At 71.5% G+C, this 20,320-nt stretch carries 17 protein-coding genes; 12 read left to right on the plus strand and 5 right to left on the minus strand.

Going from position 1 to position 20,320, the window contains the following annotated elements; translation table 11 throughout:
• Positions 1 to 17 precede the first annotated feature (17 nt).
• From C1C97_RS06340 to C1C97_RS12155, 7 genes are all read left to right on the plus strand, one after another.
• Positions 18 to 3,041, plus strand: coding sequence for an FAD-binding and (Fe-S)-binding domain-containing protein (locus C1C97_RS06340; protein ID WP_121030707.1), 3,024 nt, complete (start codon positions 18 to 20; stop codon positions 3,039 to 3,041).
• Complete coding sequence (locus tag C1C97_RS06345; RefSeq protein WP_121030709.1) at positions 3,038 to 3,847, plus strand: DUF4232 domain-containing protein; 810 nt, start codon at positions 3,038 to 3,040, stop codon at positions 3,845 to 3,847. Before C1C97_RS06340 ends, C1C97_RS06345 begins: the two co-directional genes overlap by 4 nt.
• The gene (locus C1C97_RS06350; protein WP_121030711.1) at positions 3,837 to 9,143 is read left to right on the plus strand and encodes an Lhr family ATP-dependent helicase; all 5,307 of its coding nucleotides are present in this window, start codon (positions 3,837 to 3,839) and stop codon (positions 9,141 to 9,143) included. Before C1C97_RS06345 ends, C1C97_RS06350 begins: the two co-directional genes overlap by 11 nt.
• A gap of 91 nt (positions 9,144 to 9,234) precedes the next feature.
• Positions 9,235 to 9,438 carry a CopG family transcriptional regulator gene (locus C1C97_RS06355; protein ID WP_121030713.1) on the plus strand — a complete coding sequence of 68 codons (204 nt, stop codon included), beginning with the start codon at positions 9,235 to 9,237 and terminating at the stop codon, positions 9,436 to 9,438.
• Positions 9,435 to 9,797, plus strand: a complete 363-nt coding sequence (locus C1C97_RS06360; RefSeq protein ID WP_121030715.1) for a type II toxin-antitoxin system death-on-curing family toxin — start codon at positions 9,435 to 9,437, stop codon at positions 9,795 to 9,797. The genes C1C97_RS06355 and C1C97_RS06360 overlap by 4 nt, the downstream gene beginning before the upstream one ends.
• 129 nt (positions 9,798 to 9,926) lie before the next feature.
• Positions 9,927 to 11,237, plus strand: coding sequence for an MFS transporter (locus tag C1C97_RS06365; RefSeq protein ID WP_121030717.1), 1,311 nt, complete (start codon positions 9,927 to 9,929; stop codon positions 11,235 to 11,237).
• A 112-nt stretch (positions 11,238 to 11,349) separates the two neighbouring features.
• The gene (locus C1C97_RS12155) at positions 11,350 to 11,640 is read left to right on the plus strand and encodes a hypothetical protein (protein ID WP_147406053.1); all 291 of its coding nucleotides are present in this window, start codon (positions 11,350 to 11,352) and stop codon (positions 11,638 to 11,640) included.
• A 260-nt stretch (positions 11,641 to 11,900) separates the two neighbouring features.
• Here the strand turns inward: C1C97_RS12155 and C1C97_RS06370 are convergent, their stop codons facing one another.
• Together C1C97_RS06370 and C1C97_RS12160 are read right to left on the minus strand one after the other, a co-directional pair.
• Positions 11,901 to 12,464, minus strand: a complete 564-nt coding sequence (locus C1C97_RS06370; protein WP_147406054.1) for a hypothetical protein — start codon at positions 12,462 to 12,464, stop codon at positions 11,901 to 11,903.
• 15 nt (positions 12,465 to 12,479) lie between these two features.
• Positions 12,480 to 12,683, minus strand: coding sequence for a hypothetical protein (locus C1C97_RS12160; protein ID WP_147406055.1), 204 nt, complete (start codon positions 12,681 to 12,683; stop codon positions 12,480 to 12,482).
• 132 nt (positions 12,684 to 12,815) lie between these two features.
• Here C1C97_RS12160 and C1C97_RS06375 point away from each other — a divergent pair, with 132 nt between their 5' ends.
• Complete coding sequence (locus C1C97_RS06375) at positions 12,816 to 13,823, plus strand: DNA-formamidopyrimidine glycosylase family protein (RefSeq protein WP_121030721.1); 1,008 nt, start codon at positions 12,816 to 12,818, stop codon at positions 13,821 to 13,823.
• 63 nt (positions 13,824 to 13,886) lie between these two features.
• Here C1C97_RS06375 and C1C97_RS06380 read toward each other — a convergent pair whose 3' ends face one another.
• Together C1C97_RS06380 and C1C97_RS06385 are read right to left on the minus strand one after the other, a co-directional pair.
• A complete protein-coding gene (locus tag C1C97_RS06380) occupies positions 13,887 to 14,894 on the minus strand; it encodes a CAP domain-containing protein (protein WP_110920752.1) in 1,008 nt (335 codons plus the stop codon).
• 210 nt (positions 14,895 to 15,104) lie between these two features.
• Complete coding sequence (locus C1C97_RS06385; RefSeq protein ID WP_233542785.1) at positions 15,105 to 16,034, minus strand: pseudouridine synthase; 930 nt, start codon at positions 16,032 to 16,034, stop codon at positions 15,105 to 15,107.
• A gap of 125 nt (positions 16,035 to 16,159) precedes the next feature.
• Here C1C97_RS06385 and idi point away from each other — a divergent pair, with 125 nt between their 5' ends.
• Positions 16,160 to 16,702 carry an isopentenyl-diphosphate Delta-isomerase gene (gene idi, locus C1C97_RS06390; protein ID WP_121030725.1) on the plus strand — a complete coding sequence of 181 codons (543 nt, stop codon included), beginning with the start codon at positions 16,160 to 16,162 and terminating at the stop codon, positions 16,700 to 16,702.
• A gap of 138 nt (positions 16,703 to 16,840) precedes the next feature.
• Here the strand turns inward: idi and C1C97_RS06395 are convergent, their stop codons facing one another.
• Positions 16,841 to 17,539: a type 1 glutamine amidotransferase domain-containing protein gene (locus C1C97_RS06395; RefSeq protein WP_121030727.1), complete on the minus strand. Its 699-nt coding sequence runs from the start codon at positions 17,537 to 17,539 to the stop codon at positions 16,841 to 16,843.
• Positions 17,540 to 17,673: 134 nt separating this feature from the next.
• Here C1C97_RS06395 and C1C97_RS06400 point away from each other — a divergent pair, with 134 nt between their 5' ends.
• The 3 genes from C1C97_RS06400 to C1C97_RS06410 all read left to right on the plus strand — a co-directional run bounded on the left by C1C97_RS06400 (position 17,674) and on the right by C1C97_RS06410 (position 20,315).
• Positions 17,674 to 18,252 carry a TetR/AcrR family transcriptional regulator gene (locus tag C1C97_RS06400; RefSeq protein WP_121030729.1) on the plus strand — a complete coding sequence of 193 codons (579 nt, stop codon included), beginning with the start codon at positions 17,674 to 17,676 and terminating at the stop codon, positions 18,250 to 18,252.
• A gap of 64 nt (positions 18,253 to 18,316) precedes the next feature.
• Complete coding sequence (locus C1C97_RS06405; RefSeq protein WP_121030731.1) at positions 18,317 to 19,240, plus strand: NAD-dependent epimerase/dehydratase family protein; 924 nt, start codon at positions 18,317 to 18,319, stop codon at positions 19,238 to 19,240.
• Positions 19,241 to 19,340: 100 nt separating this feature from the next.
• Entirely contained in the window at positions 19,341 to 20,315 is a 975-nt protein-coding gene (locus tag C1C97_RS06410; protein WP_121030733.1) for an alpha/beta hydrolase, read from the plus strand.
• Positions 20,316 to 20,320 lie beyond the last annotated feature (5 nt).

Below are 20,320 nucleotides of genomic sequence, written 5' to 3' on the forward strand. Positions count from 1 at the left end.
GGACGGAAGGTACAGCCATGACGGTCCTGCGGGACGATCTGACCACGCGCGCCGCGTACGTCTCGGACGCCTCGATCTACCGCAGGCTCCCGGCCGCGGTGGCCGAGCCGCGTTCGGTGGACGAGATCCGCGAGCTGCTGGCCACCGCGCGGGAGAACGGCTGGCCCGTGGTCTCCCGCGGTGGCGGCACCTCCGTGGCGGGCAACGCGATCGGCGAGGGCCTGGTGATCGACACCTCCCGGTACTTCAACCGGGTCCTGGAGATCGACCCGCAGGCCCGCACCGCCACGATCGAACCCGGGGTGATCTGCGACCAGCTGCGGGACGCGGCCGCGCAGTTCGGACTGACCTACGGTCCCGATCCGTCCACCCACGCGCGCTGCACCGTGGGCGGGATGGTGGCCAACAACGCGTGCGGCTCCCACTCGGTGGCATGGGGCACGAGCGCCGCGAACCTGGTGTCGGTCACGGTCATGCTGGCCGACGGGCGCTTGGTCACCCTGGACGCGGGCGGCACCTCGGAGCCCGCGCTGACCTCGCAGCTCGAGCGGCTGCGCAACGAGCACCTGGCAATGCTGCGCACCGAGCTGGGTCAGTTCCCGCGGCAGGTCTCCGGCTACGGGCTGCACCACCTGCTGAAGGAGAACGGCTTCGACACCGCCAAGGCGTTCGCCGGAACCGAGGGCACGTGCGGGATCATCACGTCTTTGACCGTCTCACTGGTGCCCAGGCCGGCGCACACCGCGCTGGCGGTCATGGGCTTCGAGGACGCCATCCAGGCGGCCACCGCGGCACCCAAGTTCCGCGTGCCCGGTGTGACGACCATCGAGGGCATGGGTTCGGACCTGCTCGACGCCCTGCGCACCCGCCCGGGGCAGGAGACCGCGGGCTCGGAGCTGCCCCGCGGGGGTGGCTGGCTCTACTGCGAGGTCGCCGGTGAGACCCCCGAGGCCGCCTTCGCCGCGGCCGAGCGGCTGCCCTCCCTGGTGTCGGAGACCGTGGTGGACTCCGTGGTCGTGGGGGATCCGGCCCGGGCGCGGGCCCTGTGGCACATCCGCGAGGCCGGCGCCGGCATCGTCACCCGGCTGCCCGACGGCGGGGAGGCGTGGCCCGGGTGGGAGGACTCCGCCGTGCCGCCCGAACGGCTCGGCGAGTACCTCCGCGACCTCTACGCCCTGCTGGACGAGATGGGCCTGCGCGGCATCCCGTTCGGGCACTTCGGGGAGGGGTGCGTGCACATCCGCATCTCCTTCGACTTCAACACCGAGCACGGGGTGGCGCAGTACCGCCGGTTCATCGAGCGCGCGGCGGAGCTCGTGCACCGCTACGGCGGCTCGGTCTCCGGCGAGCACGGGGACGGGCGCGCCCGCTCCGAGCTGCTCGGCACCCTCTACACCCCCGAGGCGCTGGCCGCGTTCGCACGGTTCAAGCGCATCTTCGACCCCGAGGGCGTGTTCAACCCCGGTGTGCTCGTGGATCCCGAGCCGCTGGACCAGGGCATCCGCCCCGGCCCGGGAGCGCGCACGTTCGAGCTGACCCCGGTGCACGCGTTCTCCCACGACAACGGTTCCTTCGGCCAGGCCGTCAACCGCTGCGTGGGCGTGGGTGCGTGCCGCTCCGACTCCGGGGCCATGTGCCCGTCCTTCCACGCCACCGGGGACGAGGTGCACTCCACCCGCGGGCGCATGCGCTCGCTGGCGGAGATGCTGCGCGGCGAGCACCTCACGGACGGCTGGAAGTCCAAGGAGACCTACGAGGCCCTGGACCTGTGCCTGTCCTGCAAGGCGTGCGCCACGGAGTGCCCCGTGAACGTGGACATGGCCACCTACAAGGCCGAGTTCCTGCACCACCACTTCCGGCAGGGTCTCACCTCCTTCATCGGCAGGGACCGCCGGCCCATGGCGCACTTCACCATGGGGTGGATGCCGTGGCTCATGCGGATCGCGGCACGCGTGCCCGGCTCCCTGCGCGCGGTCAACTTCCTGGAGCGCTTCGGTCCCGTGGAGGCGCTGACCAAGAAGCTCGGCGGGATCGAACCGCGCCGGGACATGATCCGCTTCAACGACACCCCGTTCACCGCATGGTTCCGCGCCCGCTCCCGGCGCGCCGCCTCGGGCGACGCCGAGGCCCGGGATGCACTCGACGCGGGGCTGGTGCGGGGCACCGGTCCTTCGGGCACCGGGGACGACGCCGCCGGTGCGGCCCCGCGCGGAGGCGGCCGTGCGGCGTCGTCGGCCGGTGACGTCCGGGCGGAAGGCGCGGCAGGGGCCGACCCCGCCGGGCGGCCCTCCGTGGTGCTGTGGCCGGACACCTTCACCAACTTCTCCGCGGACGGACCCGGCAAGGCCGCCGTGGAGGTGCTGGAGGCCATGGGCTACCGGGTGCTGATGCCCATGGGGCCCGTGTGCTGCGGGCTCACGTGGCACTCCACGGGCCAGCTGGACATGACCCGTAAGGTGCTGCGGCAGACCCTGGACATGATGGCCCCGCTGCTCGAGGCGGGGTACCCGGTGATCGGTCTGGAGCCCTCCTGCACCGTGATGCTGCAGCACGAGATCACCGAGCTGCTGCCCGACGACCCGCGGGCGCACGCCGTGAAGGGACTGACGCGGACGCTGGGCGAGTTCACCGCCGCCCACCTGGAGGCGGGCGGGGCGTGGCCGTTCGGCACCCTCGAGACCAGGCAGGGCCCGGGCAGCGCGGTGTGCCAGGTGCACTGCCACGAGAAGGCGATGGGCAACTACACGCCGGAGCTCACCGTGCTGCAGAAGCTCGGCGTGGACACCTCCGTGGTGGGCGGCGGGTGCTGTGGGCTGGCCGGGAACTGGGGCTTCGAGCCCGGTCACTACGAGATCTCCCGGACGCTGGGCGAACGCAACCTGTTCCCCGCGATCCGTGCCGCCGAGCCCGGGGCCATCGTGCTCGCGGACGGTTTCTCGTGCCGCACCCAGATCGCCCAGGGCACCGACGCCGACGCGGTGCACCTGGCGGAAGTGATGTTCGCCGCATTGCGGACGAAACGTAGGACACTGTCACCATGAGGACCTCTTCGCCCGACCCCCGGGGCGCCCGCACAGCCACCCGTCCGCTGCTCGCCGTGACCGCTCTGACCGCGCTGCTGGCGCTGTCCGCGTGCGGTTCCTCCGGCGACGCCCCCGCCACGGACTCCGCGTCCGCGAGCGCCTCGGCGACCTCGGCCTCGCCGAGCGCCTCCTCGAGTGCGTCCCCGAGTGCCTCGCCGAGCGCGTCCCCGAGCCCGTCGGCCAACCCAACGGTCGACTCCCCCGCGAGTGGGACGCCGGATCCCTCGGAGACCGCGACCGCGGCGGACGCCTCCCGGCCCCGGCCGGAGGAGACCCGCATGGCGTCGGCCCCCGAGGTCGGAATGCCCACCGCGAGCCCGTTCGACAGGGAGAAAGCCGACCAGCAGGGCGCGGGCGCCCTGTGCAGCGCGGCGCAGCTCAGCGGCACCGCGGCTCCCTCGAACGCCGCGGCGGGACATGTCATCGCCAGCCTCACCGTGACCAACACGGGCTCCACCCCGTGCGTCCTCAACGGGTACCCGGGGGTGTCCTTCGTGGACGCCGCCGGTGCCATGGTGGGCGCGCCGGCCTCCCGCGCGGAGTCCGCGGCCGCCGCGGTGACCCTGCAGCCCGGAGCTTCCACGAGCACGAGCCTGCGCATCACCCAGCCGGGCGTGATCGGGCAGGTGTGCAACCCGCACGAGGTCACCGGCCTGCGCGTGTACCCGCCGGGCAGCCACGAGTCGCTGGTGGTCTCCTACCCGGGACAGGCCTGCGGCAACCCCAAGGTCTCCCAGCTCCAGGTCAGAGGCTTTGGATCCTGACTCGGTCCTGAACCTCTTCTCCCCCGCGACCGCGCAGTGGTTCGCCGCCGCCTTCGACGGCCCCACCGCGGCCCAGCGCGGTGCGTGGGAGGCCATCTCGGCGGGCCGCCACGCCCTCGTGGTGGCGCCCACCGGTTCCGGCAAGACCCTCGCGGCGTTCCTGTGGTCCATCGACCGGCTGCTGGCCGCCAAGACCCCCGCCGGCTCCGCTGACGGGGGCGCTTCGGACGGCCCCTCCGTGTCGAGGACGTCAGGGGACGACGACGCCGCTGCAGCCCCCGCCGAGGACCGCACCTCGGTGCTCTACATCTCCCCGCTCAAGGCCCTGGGTGTGGACGTGGAGCGCAACCTGCGCGCCCCGCTGATCGGCATCACGCAGGCCGCGAAGGCGGCCGGGGCCGAGCCCCCGGAGATTTCCGTGGGGGTCCGCTCGGGTGACACCCCGCAGGCCATCCGCCGTGCGCTGCTGGCCCACCCGCCGGACATCCTCATCACCACGCCCGAGTCCCTGTACCTCATGCTCACGTCCAAGGCGCGGGAGACCCTGCGCCACGTGAACACGGTGATCATCGACGAGGTGCACGCGGTGGCCGGGACCAAGCGCGGTGCACACCTGGCCGTGAGCCTCGAACGCCTGGACGACCTGCTGGAGGAGCCGGCCCAGCGGATCGGGCTCTCCGCCACCGTGGAGCCGGTGGACACCGTGGCCGGTTTCCTGGGAGGTTCGCAGCCCGTGGACGTGGTGCGGCCGCCGTCCGAGAAGGACTGGGACCTCACGGTCTCCGTGCCCATCCCGGACATGACCGTCCTCGGTGGGCCGGCGGCGTCGCCGTCCTCGGACGGCTCCCCGAACCTGGACGGTGACCTGGGCGGCTCCGGGCAGGCCACGGCGTCCATCTGGCCGCACGTGGAGGAGCGGATCGTGGACCTAGTGGAGGCCCACCGCTCCACCATCGTGTTCGCCAACTCCCGCGGGCTCGCGGAGAAGCTCACGGCACGGCTCAACGAGATCCACGAGTTCCGGCTGGAGAACGCGCAGGAGGCCGCGGTCCAGGCCGGCGAGGACCGCGAGGGCGGTGACCCCGTGGCGCTCGGGGACGCCCTCTCCGGGCTGCTCGCGGAGAGCGAGGCGCGCACCGCGGGCAGCCGGACGGCCACCAGCTCGGACCCAGAGGCCACGGCCGACGGCTCCGGCCCCCGGCCCGCGCAGGACGGGACCGGCGCGCGGAGCCGGGCGGGCGGCGTCGTCCCCTCCTGGGGCGAACGGGAGCCCGCCGCGATCCCCCGGCAGAGCAACCGCCACGAGGGCGCGTCCCCCGTGCTCGCGCGCGCCCACCACGGCTCGGTGTCCAAGGATCAGCGCAGCCTGATCGAGGAGGACCTCAAGACCGGGCGGCTGCGCTGCGTGGTGGCCACCTCGTCCCTGGAGCTGGGCATCGACATGGGCCACGTGGACCTGGTGGTCCAGATCGAGTCCCCGCCCTCGGCGGCCTCCGGGCTGCAGCGCGTGGGACGTGCGGGTCACCAGGTGGGCGAGGTGTCGATCGGGCGGATCTACCCCAAGCACCGCGGGGACGTGCGGGACGCCGCCGTGATCGCGGAGCAGATGCTCCAGGGGAGGCTGGAACCGCTCTCGGTGCCCGCCAATCCCCTGGACATCCTGGCCCAGCAGACGGTCTCCGCGGTGGCCGCCGAGGATGTGGACGTGGAGGCCTGGTACGACACCGTGCGCCGCAGCGCCCCGTTCCGCTCCCTGCCGCGCTCCGCGTACGACGCCGTGCTGGACCTGCTCGCCGGGCGGTACCCCTCGGACGAGTTCGCGCAGCTGCGCCCGCGCCTGGTGTGGGACCGCGAGACCGGGACCCTGCAGGCCCGGCCCGGTGCGCTGCGCCTGGCCACCACGAGCGGCGGGACCATCCCGGACCGCGGGCTGTTCCCCGTGTTCCTGGTGGGCGAGCAGGACAGCAAGTCCCCCAAGCGCGTGGGCGAGCTGGACGAGGAGATGGTCTACGAGTCCCGCGTGGGGGACATCATCGCCCTGGGCGCCTCCAGCTGGCGGATCGAGGAGATCACCCACAACCGCGTGGTCGTGGCCCCCGCCCCGGGCGTTCCGGGCAAGCTGCCGTTCTGGCACGGGGACGGGCTGGGCCGGCCCGTGGAGCTGGGGCGCGCCGTCGGGCGCTTCACGCGGGAACTGGCCGGTGCCGGCAACGCCGAGGCCCGCGAGCGCCTGGCGGTGTCCGGGCTGGACGAGTGGGCGCAGGACAACCTGCTGGCCTACCTCGCGGAGCAGCGCGAGGCCACGGAGCACGTGCCGGACGACCGCACGCTCATGGTGGAGCGCTTCCGGGACGAGCTCGGGGACTGGCGCGTGGTGCTGCACAGCCCGTTCGGCACGCCCGTGCACGGCCCCTGGGCGCTGGCCGTCCGCGCGCGGCTGGACGAGCGCTGGGGTCTGGATGCGAGCGCGCAGGCCGCGGACGACGGCATCGTGCTGCGCGTGCCCGCCACGGACGAGGAGCCCCCCGGTGCGGAGCTGTTCCTCTTCGAGCCCGAGGAGCTGGAGCAGATCGTCACCGAGGAGGTGGGCAGTTCCGCCCTGTTCGCCTCCCGGTTCCGGGAGAACGCCGCGCGCGCCCTGCTGCTGCCGCGCGCCGATCCCGGCAAGCGCACGCCCCTGTGGCAGCAGCGCCAGCGCTCGGCCCAGCTGCTGGACGTGGCCAGGAAGTACCCGCAGTTCCCGATCATCCTGGAGACGGTGCGCGAGTGCCTCCAGGACGTGTACGACGTCCCCGCCCTGCTCCAGCTGCAGCGGGACCTGGCCGGGCGGAAGCTGCGTGTCGTGGAGACCACCACGGACTCCCCGTCCCCCTTCGCGCGCACCCTGCTGTTCGGGTACGTGGCGCAGTTCCTGTACGAGGGCGACTCGCCGCTGGCCGAGCGCAAGGCCGCCGCCCTGTCCCTGGATCCGGCCCTGCTCAACGAGCTGCTCGGCCGCGCCGAGCTGCGCGAGCTGCTGGACCCCGAGGTCATCGAGACCACCGTCCTGCAGCTGCAGCGCCTCGCCCCGGACCGCCGGCTGCGCGGGGTGGAGGGCGCCGCGGACCTGCTGCGCCTGCTCGGGCCCATGACCGCCGACGACGCCGCCCTGCGCCTGCGCGGGGACGGTTCCGTTCCGGCGGAGGCGCCGACCGCGGGGTCCGCCTCCATCGGGGGCAACGGCCGCGGGGAGGGTGCCGCGGAGCCAGACGCTTCGGCCGCCGACACCGGAGCCCCGGGCGCAGCGTCGTCTGCGGTACCGGAGGCGGCGAGCGCCGCCGTGTCCGCCCGGGTCGGGGACGAGGGCGGCCCCGGTGACGCGGCGGCGTCGGGCGGTCCCGCCGTCGAGGACAACGCGGAACGGGCCGAGGACCCCGCGTACCGTGCGATCTCCCCCGACGCGGCCCGCGAGCTGCTGGACGCACTGGTCTCCACCAACCGCGCGATCGTGCTGCGGGTGGGCGGCCGAGAGGTGTACTGCGCGGTGGAGGACGCCGCCCGGATGCGGGACGCCCTCGGGCAGCCGTTGCCCATGGGGGTGCCGCTCGCGTTCCTGGAACCGGTGGCGGATCCCGTGGGGGACCTCGTCTCCCGGTATGCGCGCACCCACGGGCCGTTCAGCGTGGCGGAGGCCGCGCAGGCCCTGAGCCTGGGCCCGGCCGTGGTGGAGTCCGCGCTGCGATCCCTGGGCAAGCAGCGGCGCGTGAGCGAGGGGGCGTTCCGCCCGTCCGGTGACCCGGCGGCGTCGGACTCGGAGTGGTGCGACATCGAGGTGCTGCGGACCCTGCGGCGTCGTTCGCTGGCGGCCCTGCGCGCGGACGTGGAGCCGGTGGACCCGCAGGCGTACGCCACGTTCCTGCCCGCGTGGCAGCACGCGGTGAAGGGGCACCAGCTGCGGGGCCTGGACGGGGTGCTCACCGTGATCGACCAGCTGGCCGGGGTGCCGATCCCGGCGTCCGCGTGGGAACCGCTCGTGCTCGCCCAGCGCGTGGTGGACTACCGCCCCGCCATGCTGGACGAGCTCATGGCCACGGGCGAGGTGGTCTTCTCCGGGGCCGGGTCCCTGGGCGGCGAGGACGGCTGGGTGGCGTTCCACCTGGCCGAGTCCGCGGAGCTCTCGCTGCCGCCGCTCGCGCAGCTGGACGCCGCCGCGGACGCCCTGGATTCCGCACTCGAAAGGGAGCTGCTCACGGTCCTGCAGGGCGGTGGCGCGTACTTCGCGTGGCAGCTGATCCAGCCCCTCGCGGCGGCGGGTGTGGCCGTGGACATGCCCCAGCTGCGCACCGCGCTGTGGAACCTGCTGTGGGCGGGGCTGATCACCAATGACACGTACGCCCCGGTGCGCGCGCTGATCTCCGGCGGGCACTCGGCGCACAAGACGCCCAAGCGGCCGGGGCGTTCCCGCTCCGCAGGGCGCCGGGGTGCGGCCCGGCTGCGTGCGGTGGGGCGCGGTCCGGCCGGTTTCGACCCCGCCGGCTCCTCCGGCGACGCCGCTCCGTCCGGCACGCGCGTGGTGCGCGCCGCCGGGAGCGGGGAGGAGCGCACGACGGCGGGCCGCTGGTCCGTGCTGCGCCCCGAGCCGCTGAACCCCACTGTGCGGGCACAGGCCCAGGCGGAGCTGCTGCTGGACCGCTACGGCATCCTCACACGCGGACCCGTGGCGGTGGAGGACGTCCCGGGCGGCTTCGCCACGGTCTACAAGGTGCTGCGCGCCCTGGAGGACGCGGGGCGGGCGCGGCGCGGCTACTTCATCGAGGGTCTCGGGGCCGCCCAGTTCACGCAACCGGCAACGGTTGACGTGCTGCGCAGCTTCACGGACGACGACGCCGCCCGCAAGGCCGATCCCCAGGTCCTCGCCCTGGCGGCCACGGACCCCGCGAACCCGTACGGCGCGGCGCTGGACTGGCCGGAGGCGGTGGTGCTGGAGTCCAGCACGAAGCACCGCCCGGGCCGCAAGGCCGGTGCCGTGGTGGTGCTCGTGGACGGTGCGCTCACCCTGTACCTGGAGCGCGGCGGGAAGACGGCGCTGGCGTTCGTCGCGGACGCGGGCCTGCTGCACCTCGCGGCGGAGGCGGTGGCCGGTCTGGTGCAGCGCAAGGCCGTGGACTCCCTGGTGGTGGAGAAGGTCAACGGGGACTCGGTGCTCTCCTCGGAGGAACTGGTCACCGCGGTGCGGGACGGGCTGCTCGCGGGCGGTTTCTACCAGACGCCCAAGGGCGTGCGGATGCGGGCGCCGGTGGGTGGGGGCAGGGGGTGACTGCTGCACGAGCGACGCCGGGCATCCACCCATTGCCCGCACTGCGCGAGTCACTCTGCCCCGGTGATACCACGTTGATACCATGAGTCGCATGGCCATGACACTGCGATTGACAGAAGATGACGAGCGCGTTCTCGCGGATCTCGCCGAGGCGGACGGCATCAGCCGTCAGGAGGCCACGATCCGAGCCATCCGTGAGGTGGCCGCGCGCCGCGGCCACGAGCGCCGTGTGGGCGAGTCGTCCGCACGCGCCCGCGCACGGTACGCCGATGTGCTGGAGCGGCTCGGCCAGTGACGCAGTACCTCACCACGGAGGACCTGTTAGAGCTGATCGGGGATCTCGTCGTAGGTCCAGTGCGGGATCTGGGTCTGCTGGATGCCGCCGCGCACCGCCCCACCACGGCACTGTGGGGCCGTGAGGCATATCCATGGCTGGACCAGAAGGCTGCTGCACTGCTGGAGTCACTCGTCCACCACAGGCCGTTGGTCGACGGGAACCAGCGCCTTGGCTGGCTGGCCACCGTGGTGTTCCTCGACCTCAACGAGGTGTGGATCGAGGCCCCGGACGACGACGTCCATGACCTCATCATCGCCGTGGCGAGCGGGCGGAGCACCCTTCAGCACAGTGCGGAGATGCTGGGCCGCTGGCACTGACCCACCTCAGGTGTTGGCCGCTCACGCCCGATGCTCCCATGCCGCATCTGGGGAAGTGCCCAGCCGAACCCCGCTGACATCGAGCTGACTGACGAGGGCCAGCGCTCTCCTGTCTGACACACTTCGTCAATGCCGACGAACAGCGCGCACCTCTCCCCAGCGGAAGGGGATAATTTCTCCTCGAAAGGTCTGGGCCGCGCTCAGTGGCTGGTGCTATCGAACGGGCTCGATGCCGGGGGACGCTCGGCCACGGATGTCGCTGTAGACGTGCTGGCCGTTCTGGTCCTGGGCGTGGGGGCCGACCGGATGGGCGTCCTGATGACGTTGTCCGGGCTCGGATTCCTCTTCTTCGGCGTCCCGATCGGCATCATGGTGGACCGCAGCCTCAGCCCTGCGCTCCTGGCGGCGGCCGGCATTGCAAAGGCGGCCCTGCTCAGCACGCTCGTGCTTGCCTGGGCGTTGGACGCCCTCACGTTCTTCCACCTGGCAGCGGTCATGGGTCTGCTGGGTGTGCTCACCGTGCTGGCTGAGACCACACAGACGACACTCGTTCCCCGCGTCGTGCCCCCTGCTCATGTGCCCCGTTTGGCGGCACGACTCGAATCCGCCGATGCCGCTCTGGGACTGATCGTGCCCGCAGCCGCCGGTCTCGCGGTGGCGAAGTTGGGATCGGGACCGGTACTCGCCCTGTCTGCCGCATTCCTCCTGACTGCCGGGCTGGTGGCATTCAAGGTTCGCATGATCTCTCCAGCCCAGCACAAACGGACAGACACCGGGACGGCCGATGCTGAAGCCGCCCTCTCCCGGTGGGCCCGTTTTTGGAGGGATGCAGTCGAGGGATGGAGTGTGCTCCGCAGCGCTCCCGCGCTGTGGCTGCTCACCCTGAGCGGCACGGCAAGCAACCTGGGCATGTCACTCTTCGTGCCCGTCGAGGCCGTGTGGATCCTCACCGATCTCCGTATGGGGCCGGAGTTCCTCGGCTTCCAACTCACTGCGGGTTCAGCTGGCGCACTGGCAGTTGCCGCTATTGCCAGCAAATGCATTTCCGCTCTCGGTGACCGCGGGTGCATCCTCACTGGATCATTCGGCTGCGCGGCGGCCGTGGGGCTCCACCTGATGGCGTACATCGACAGCAGCCACGCGGCGGTCTACCTACTGGCAGGGTCCGCCCTGTGGGGGTTCATGGTCGTGCTCAACAACATCACTCAGGCAACGGTCTTCGCACGTGCCTGCCCGGAGGGGACCCTTGGACGCGTCACCGCCCTTCGACGCATGCTGACGCGCGGCGCCGTGCCTTTCGGCACGCTCGCGGGTGGGGCCGTTGGCGCAGCCTTCGGTACATGGTGGGCTCTTCTGGGCTGGCAGGCATTCGCCGTACTTTCCCTGGTGCTGACGGGCATGACTTTTCGTCATCTCGTGGCGGCACCCACACGGGCCTGATGACCATGGACGGGGTGTGCGGGCATGAACAATGCCACGAACGCCCAAATCCTTGATTACTTGCCTTGCCCTACGGCGACTCAAACGTGCACACCTCTCGTACGCTGAGTTCGTGACGTCATCCCATGCGCATCCCCTCACGAGTCGAGAGGCTCGTAAAAGCATCGGTGAAACCCCTCAGCGCTTCCGCGCCGAGGGGCTGACTGCCGAGTCGGTCATTTTCGGAGCCCATCACAAGCCGGAGGCAGTAATGATCCCCTACGAGGCGTTTGAAGTTCTTGCGTCCCTCTTGGAGGACCTGACCATTGCTGAGGTCATCCGTCCCCGGCTTCACGAGGGCGGAGCGGGCCCGTTGGCAGAAACTGCTGACCTCCTGGGCCTGGATCCGTCTGGCGTCCAGTGAGCACGCGCCACATGAAGTTCACCAAACGTCCCGCATTCGAGCAAGACGTCCTGGCGCTGCCCCGGTAGCCGCCCGACGTCGCAAAAACGGCTCTTGAACAGCTGGTGTTCATCCGCTTCAGGAGGTGATCTCGGTCGGAAAGGCTCATTCGCCTTGCATCACAGATGCATCGATCCGTGCGGCAGCAATCCCCAGCCCACGGAGCTGAATGACCGGAATGGCACACGAACATGGCAGGTGGCCGCTTCTCTACGGTCTCTTCATTTCTTCCTCTTGTAGTAGTTGTCCCGAGCCCGCTGCCTCGCGCGCCGTCTGATCTCCTGGACGTCCTCATCGAACGTCTCGTGGGTCATGCGCTTGGCCTCGCGCCACTTCTCGTCGAACTGGGCCTGGGTGTCACCAGGGCGCCAGGACCTCGACAGGATTACCTCACCGGCCGTGGCCACGGCGTACGCGGCGCCCAGTGCAACACCGCCTCGCAGACCACCGAGGAGGAGAACGCCGAGACCCAGGCCCACGACGGCGTGGATCACCACGGGTGCGAGCGCGTAGTCCCAACCACCCGGGGCGGAGAGCCGCCGCTCCACCACGAAGGGCCGCTCCGCCAGTGTGGTGAGAACCTCCCCCACGATCACGGCGCCCACCGCCGCGACGATCAGGTTCTGCAGGGGCGCGACCCGCAGCCAGCCCGTCAGCGTGGCCACCCACAGCAGGAGAACCATCACCGGCGCCTTGAGTGCCCCCATCATGAGGTGCCCGGACAGCGGCGTCCACAGAGGAGGCGGGGTCCAGCTCTCGGGATTCTTCGGTCGTTCAACCGTCATCACGTGTCCCCCGCGCTATGTCCGGGCCTCGAGGAACGCCAACCGTGAGGCAAGGCCCGCCACGACGAACATCAAGAACCCGAGCACCCGGAGGTAGAACGTGCTGTCCGTGTCCGCGAAGAATGCGACCACGAGACCGGCGAGCGCAACGAGCCCCAGGCCCACGGCCAGTGCACGACTCTTTTCTCGTCCCAGTGCAGTGCTTCCCTGAGTGGACATTCGATTCTCCTCACGTCGGGATGGGCCATCTACGACACCACGGTTCGCCACCGTCCACAATGACCATTCGGCCACACGTGACGATTCACGGCATACGCTGAACACCCCACCCGCAACCCAGGAGCCCCCCCCGTGCCCGAAGGTGATTCCGTCTACCGCCAGTGCAAGATGCTGCGCGAGGCGCTGGAGGGCGCGGTGATCGAGAGCTCGGACTTCCGGGTGCCCGCCCTCGCCACGTCGGACGTGTCCGGGCGCACCGTGGTGGCGGTGGTGCCGCGCGGGAAGCACATCCTCATCCGGCTCTCCGGGGCACCGGACGCGGCGGAGCTGAAGTCCGGCGCCGAGCCCCTCACCCTGCACTCGCACCTCATGATGGACGGCACCTGGCGGGTCTTCGACCGGCAGCAGGACGACGACGCCGCGCGCCCCGGCGGGCGCCGGAGCTATCCCGGCGCGAGCCCCTACCGACCGCGCGGCCAGGCCCGGCGAGGCGGTAGCGTGCGCTCCGCGGCCGAGGCGCGGACCCGGGTCAGCGCCGACGTGTCCATCGGGCAGGGCTCGCACACCATCCGCGCGATCCTCCGTACCAAGGACGTGGAGGCCGTGGGCTTCGACGTCAAGGACGTGCGCCTGGTGCCCACCCGCCTGGAGGACCGGGAGCTCGTGGGCTACCTGGGCCCGGACATCCTCGGCCCGGACTGGGACCTCGAGAAGGCACTGGAGCGGTTGAGCGCCCAGCCGGACCGCGCAATCGGCACCGCTCTGATGGACCAGCGCAACCTCGCGGGCATCGGCAACGTGTACCGCGTGGAAACCCTGTTCATGTCCCGCACCAACCCATGGGTCACGGTGGGCTCACTGCCGGACGGGAAGCTGCGGGAGATCGTGACGCTCGCCCACAAGCTGCTGCACCTGAACAAGGACCGCTCCATGCGCTCCACCGTGGGCCAGGCCCCGCAGGGACGCCCCCTGTTCTGGGCGTACGGCAAGGACGGTCAGCCGTGCCGCCGCTGCGGGGCCGTGCTCAAGCGCGGGGAGATCGACGACGCCCTGCTCACCGTGGATCCCGCACCCTCACGGACCGCGGTGCAGCACCTGCGAACGATCGCGTGGTGCCCGCGGTGCCAGGCGGCGGAGTGACACACACCGCCCCGCGGACCAGTGCCGGGGCAGGGAGTCCGCGGGGCGGCGTCGTCGGACGGGTCAGCGGGTGACCCAGGTGCGGTTCGTCGCCGAGGACCAGTGGGCGGTGTACCCGTTGGAGAAGCGCTGCTGGACCTCGGAGCCTGCGCGGTACTCCTCCGTGAGGGGGTAGCCCCACCCGCGCTCGTACCCCGCGCGCTGCCAGGCCCGGCCGATGGCGCCGGTCTCCTTGACCGCGTGCGCACCGCTGCGCGGGGACCAGAGGATCTTCCACAGCGCGCCGTTGGCCGCCCGGAAGTTCTGGTAGACGCCGCCCCCGGGGAGCCCACCGCGTTCCGGGGACACCGGGGTGCCGAGCACGGCGGCTCCACCCATGCCGTTGTAGCGGGTGCGGATCCCGCCGTTGACGGGGTAGATGGCGGCGGCCGAACCTGTGGACGACTGCGGGGCCACGGGACCACCGGTCACGCCGGCGCGGGTGTCCGCGGGAGCGCGGCCGGCCGGGAAGCCGTAGGAGCTCACGGAGCCCACCAGCCGCCAGCCCTGCCCGTTGCCGGAGAGCCGCCCGTCCACGTACGTCAGGCCGATGCCGACGACCTCCATGCGGGGATCGGTCAGCACCTTGTTGTGGGCGGGTGAGCCCTTCCACCACGTGGTGAGGTCCGTGACGGAGTTCTGCCAGGACAGCGCGTGGATCTCCCCGGCGGCGTCGTACCCGGCGGCACGGCGGTCCGTGAGGAAGGTGGTGGAGTGGTCGATGACCTCACCCCTGACCAGCCGGTCCGACTGGCCCTGGGAGATCCCGGACAGGGACGGGGAGTACTTCACCGGCTTGAGCCCCTTGGAGGCACGGTGGCTGTTGATCTGCCCGAGCATCTTCTGGGCATCGGCCGCGCGGGTGCCGGAGGACACGGAGACGATGTCCGACGGCGCGGCGTCCGCCTGCGGGGCGGCCAGGAGGCTGCCGGTGAGGACGACAGCCGCTGCCGCGGTGGCTGCGGTGACCGCGGTGAGGGCGCGGTGGAGCGGGCTCCGCCCGGTGCGGACAGAGAGGTGGCGAGGAGGCATGGTGGGATCGTTTCGGCTTCGGGCGCGCAGGCATCCCACCGCGGGGGTGCAGTGGGGCGGTACACGCTGCGGGGACAGCTCGCGTCGGCGGGCGCCGACCGGTGCGGTGCATGCCCGATGGCGGCATGTCCGGCGTGGGCCCAGAAGGGGAGGAGAGACCCGCGGCCACGGTACCCCGGTGGGGCACCGGGAGGTGTGGTGCGTCACATGTTACGCAATCGTTACGTTGCGGCCCCCGGTCGCCCGTGCGTGACTGCCGGGGGTCAGACGCGAGTCGATCCGCACGGTGCGCCCCGTCACGGGGTGGGTGAACGCGATGGAGCGGGCAATCAGCTGCAGGGGGTTGTCCGGGTCCTCCACGTCGAAGTCCTCGCGGGGTTCCGGGTAGAGCTTGTCCCCGCGCAGGGGCAGTCCGAGAGAGGTCATGTGCACACGGATCTGGTGGGTGCGCCCGGTCAGCGGGGCGATCTCGTAGAGCCCCCACTCGCCCTGCGCATCGGTGAAGGTCTCCACGCGGCGGACGTCCGTGACCGCGTTGACCTCCCCCGGCTCCTCGAAGGCCTGCACCACGCCCTGGATCTTGCGGATCCGTGACTCCACCCGCACGGTCTCCTCCCCCACACGCTCGTTCACGCCGGCCACCGCCCAGTACGTCTTGCGCACCGTGCGCTCCTGGAACATCCGGTGGAACGCGCCGCGGTCCTCGGCGTGCCGGCACAGCAGCAGCACGCCACCGGTGGAGCGGTCCAGGCGGTGCAGCGCGGAGATCTCGTCGTTGCCGAACTGGCACCGCGCGGCCACCACCACCGAGCGCCGCACGTTCTCGCCCTTGGGTGTGCTGCACAGCCCGTGCGGCTTGTCCACCGCCAGGATCCACTCGTCCTCGTACAGCACGTCCAGCGTCACGGGCGGAGCGTCCTCGTCCGGCACGGGGCGGTGGAACCACACGGACACCCCGGGTTCGTACGGGGTCTCCGGGGTCACGACGACGCCGCCGTCCCCCAGCACCCGACCGGCCGCCACCTCGCGGGCGAACCATGCGGCGTCGTCCGGGAAGCGCGCCCGGACGTAGTCCACCGCGGTGCGCGGCAGACCGGGCAGGGAGTCGAGCACGGGGTCCGGGGCGCCGGGGCCCGGCATGCGCACACGGGTGGGCCCCACGCCGCGGACCGCGGGCAGCGGTGGGAGGACGCGACGCCTCACCGCGCGCTCCCACCTGCCGTTACCATGGCCTGGAACCTAACACACGACCGTGAGGCGGCCCGGTGAACGAGCACAGCACTGCGGAGCACGTGGTGCTCCTGGACGACCAGCACCAACCGGCCGGGACCGCCCTGAAGTCCGAGGTCCACACGGAGGCCACCCCGCTGCACCTGGCGTTCTCGTGCCACGTGCTCAACCCCCGGGGCCAGGTCCTCGTGACCCGTCGGGCGCTGAGCAAGCGCACGTGGCCGGGCGTGTGGTCCAACAGCTTCTGCGGCCACCCCGGCCCGGACGAGTCCTTCGAGGACGCCCTTGCGCGCCGCGCCCGCCAGGAACTGGGCCTGGAGATCCGCAACCTCACCGTGGTGCTGCCCGAGTTCCAGTACCGCGCCACGGATGCCACGGGTGTGGTGGAGAACGAGTTCTGCCCCGTGTTCGTGGCCGTGACGGACACCGACCCGCAGCCCGCGGAGTCCGAGGTCTCCGAGTACGCCTGGACGGCCCCGCAGGACCTGGTGGCCGCCGTGGAGTCCGCCCCCTACGCGTTCAGCCCGTGGCTCGGGGACCAGGTGCGGGAACCGGCGCTGCGGGATGCGCTGGGCTGACGGCGAGCCCGTGGTGAGGGGCTGAGGGGCAGTTGCACGAACGTCCCCGTTCGAGGAGGAACGTGCCCCGACCGCCACGGCTCAGCACACGTGAGCCGGGCACGTCGGCGGTCGAGGTGACCCCGGCGGCGTCGTGACTCAGGCGAGGTCCGCGAGAATCCGCTCCGCAAGTGCGGTCGCGGACTGCGGGTTCTGCCCGGTGTAGAGCGCACCGTCCACCTCCACGAAGGGACGCAGCGGGAGCACGCCCTTGCGGTAGTTGATCCCGGCGTCCTCCAGCGCGTCCTGGAGGTACCACTTGGCCTTCCAGCCGAACGTGTTCAGCTTCTCCTCCACGTTGGACAGCCCCGTCATGCGGCGCCCGGCGAAGGCGTTGCTGCCGTCGTCGTTGGTGGCCGCGAGCACCGCGACGGGCGCGTGGCACAGCAGCGCGAGCGGCTTGCCGGAGGCGAGGCGCTTGCGCAGCAGCTCCCCCGAGACGGGATCGAACGCGAGATCCTCCATGGGCCCGTGGCCGCCGGGGTAGAACACGAGGTCGTACGCGGACTCGTCCACCTCGTCCAGGACGCGGGGGTGCTCCAGCTGCTCCTGGATGGAGTCGATGTAGGCGCGGATCTGCTGACGGCGCTTGGGCAGTCCGCCGGCGACACCGAGGCTCAGCTCGTCCAGGGTGGGTGCCACCCCACCGGGAGTGGCGACCGTGACGCCCCACCCGGCCTCGGTGAACAGCCGGTGGGGCTCGGCGAGCTCCTCCGCCCAGTACCCGGTGGGGTGCACCGTGCCGTCCTTGAGCGTCCAGCCGCTGGCGGCGGTGACGACGAACAGTACCTCGGTCATGTGCGTGTCCTCTCGGTGGTGGTGCCGCGGCTCGACGGCCCCCGTCCGTAGCCGCCCCCGCGTGCGGTGGCGGTGGCGCGAACCGTCGGCCGACCCTAAAGTGTTCACTGTCAACTTTAGGCGGAGGGGAACCGGTGTCAACAACCACGCAGAAGCAGGCCCATCACCACGGCAACCTGCGGGAGGCCCTGGTAGAGGCCGGGATCACCCTGCTGGAGTCCGGGGACACCTTCTCGCTGCGCGCCGTGGCTCGCCAGGTGGGCGTGTCCCAGACCGCCCCCTACCGGCACTTCCCGGACAGGTCCCACCTGGAGGCCGCCATGGCCACCACCGGTTTCGTGCGGCTGCGGAGGCGGCTCGATGGCGTGCTGGTGGACCACGAGCCCTCCGCATCCGTCCTCACGGACCTGGCGGTGGCCACCGTGCGCTTCGCCGCGGAGAACCCCGCCCTCTACACCCTCATGTTCTCCCGGTGCTGCGGGTCCGACGACGCCCGCCTCCCCGCGGCGCACGAGGTCTTCGACCTGCTGCAGCGCGCCGCCGCGCGGCACTTCCCCGACGTGGACACCCACCACCTGGCCACCGCGGGCTGGACCATGACGCACGGGCTCGCCTCCCTCCACCTGAGCGGCCAGCTCCGTGCGGGGACCCCGTCCGAGCTGGACGACCGGGTGGCCGGCGCCTTCTCCGCCGTGCTGGCAGCCCACCTCTAGCGGCCCCACCTCGTCTGCGGCCACGGGGCCGCGCCACGAACCACCACCACGGAAGGACCACCCCATGCAGACCATCCTCGGAGCAGGCGGACCCATCGCGGACGAGCTCGCCCGCGAGCTGCACCGCCACCACACCCACGACATCCGGCTGGTGAGCCGCCATCCCAAGGCCGTCAACCCCACGGACGAGCTCGTGGCCGCGGACCTGACCGACGCGGAGGCCACGTCCCGTGCGGTGGCGGGCAGCGACGTCGTCTACCTGACCGTGGGACTGCCCATGGACTCCCAGCTGTGGGAGGAGAAGTTCCCCGCGATGATGCGCAACACCATCGCGGCAGTGAAGCAGCACGGGGCGAAGCTCGTGTTCTTCGACAACACCTACATGTACGCGGGCACGCCCACCCTGCAGACCGAGGACACCGCGTTCGAGCCCAACGGCCGCAAGGGCGCGGTGCGTGCGCAGCTCGCCACCATGCTGCTCGACGAGATGGCCGCCGGCAGCATCGAGGCGTTGATCGGACGCGCCCCCGAGTTCTACGGCCCGGGCAAGACCAAGAGCTGGACCAACGCGCTCGTCTTCGACCGCATCCGCGCGGGCAAGCGACCGTTCGTCCCGGTCAGCGCCACCACGCGCCGGTCCCTGATCTGGACCCCGGACGCGAGCCGCGCCCTCGCCCTGTTGGGCAACACCCCGGACGCGTACGGCAAGACCTGGCACCTGCCCATTGACCAGAACCGGCTGACCTACCGGCAGCTGATCGAGATCGCTTCCGACGCCACCGGACGAAAGATCGGGTACACGGTGCTGCCGCGCGCCGTGTTCGTGGCCGGTGCCCGCTTCGTGCCCGCACTGCGGGAGGCCAACGAGCTGCTGCCGCGCTACCGCGGCGACAACCTCTTCGACGCTTCGCGGTTCGCGGACCGCTTCCCCGAGTTCCAGGTCACCACGTACCGTCAGGGCATCGAGGACATCCTCGGCCAGTCCTGATCCGCGGCACGACGCCGCCGCGCGGCACCCTGGGTGCGGTGTGGCGGCGCCGTCCACACGCACTCTGAGGAACATGAGAACCGTCAGCGAAAGGACCGACATGACCACGATCGAACCCACCACTCCCGTGCTCGAGCCCGAGGCCAAGGAACTGTGCGAGGCCACGGACCCCCACCCCCGCATCTACGAGGTGCCGCCGGAGGAAGGGCGCAAGATCCTGCTCGACCTGCAGAGCGGCGAGGGCGTGGCACGCCCGGACGTGGCCGAGGAGTGGGTGGAGGTGGACGCCGGCGAGTGGGGCACGGTGCGCACGCGCATCATCCGCCCGAAGGGTGCCACGGGGAACCTGCCCGTGGTGTTCTACATCCACGGCGCCGGCTGGGTCTTCGGGGACGAGAAGACCCACGACCGGCTCTTCCGCGAGCTCGTGGTGGGTGCGAACGCCGTGGGCGTGTTCCCCGTGTACGACCGTGCCCCTGAGAAGAAGTACCCCACCCAGGTGGAGCAGAACTACGCCGTGGGGCAGTGGGTGGCCGCGCACGGGGCCGAGCACGGGATGGACACGAGCCGCATCGCGGTGACCGGCGAGTCCGTGGGCGGGTGCATGAGTGCCGTGTTCACGCAGATGAACAAGGACCGCGGCGGGCTGCAGATCGCCGGGCAGGTGCTGCTGTACCCGGTGGCGGACGCGGACTTCAGCACTGCCTCCTACGAGCAGTTCGCCGAGGGCTACTACCTCACGCGTGACGGCATGAAGTGGTTCTGGGACGCCTACACGACGGACGAGGACGAGCGCCGCGAGAAGTACGCGTCCCCGCTGCGGACCCCGGAGGACGAGCTGAAGGGCCTGCCCACCACGCTCGTGATCACGGACGAGGCGGACGTGCTGCGGGACGAGGGTGAGAAGTACGCGAACAAGCTGCGCTCCGCTGGCGTGGACGTCACCTCCGTGCGCGTGGCCGGGATGGTGCACGACTTCCTGCTGCTGGACAGCCTCCGGGACACCCGCGCCGCCAACGTCGCACGCGGGCTGGCCGTCGAGGCGCTCCGGAAGGCGCTGGGCACCGAGGGCTGACACCC

Source organism: Kocuria tytonis (assembly GCF_003226895.2).
Classification (GTDB): Bacteria; Actinomycetota; Actinomycetes; order Actinomycetales; family Micrococcaceae; genus Kocuria; species Kocuria tytonis.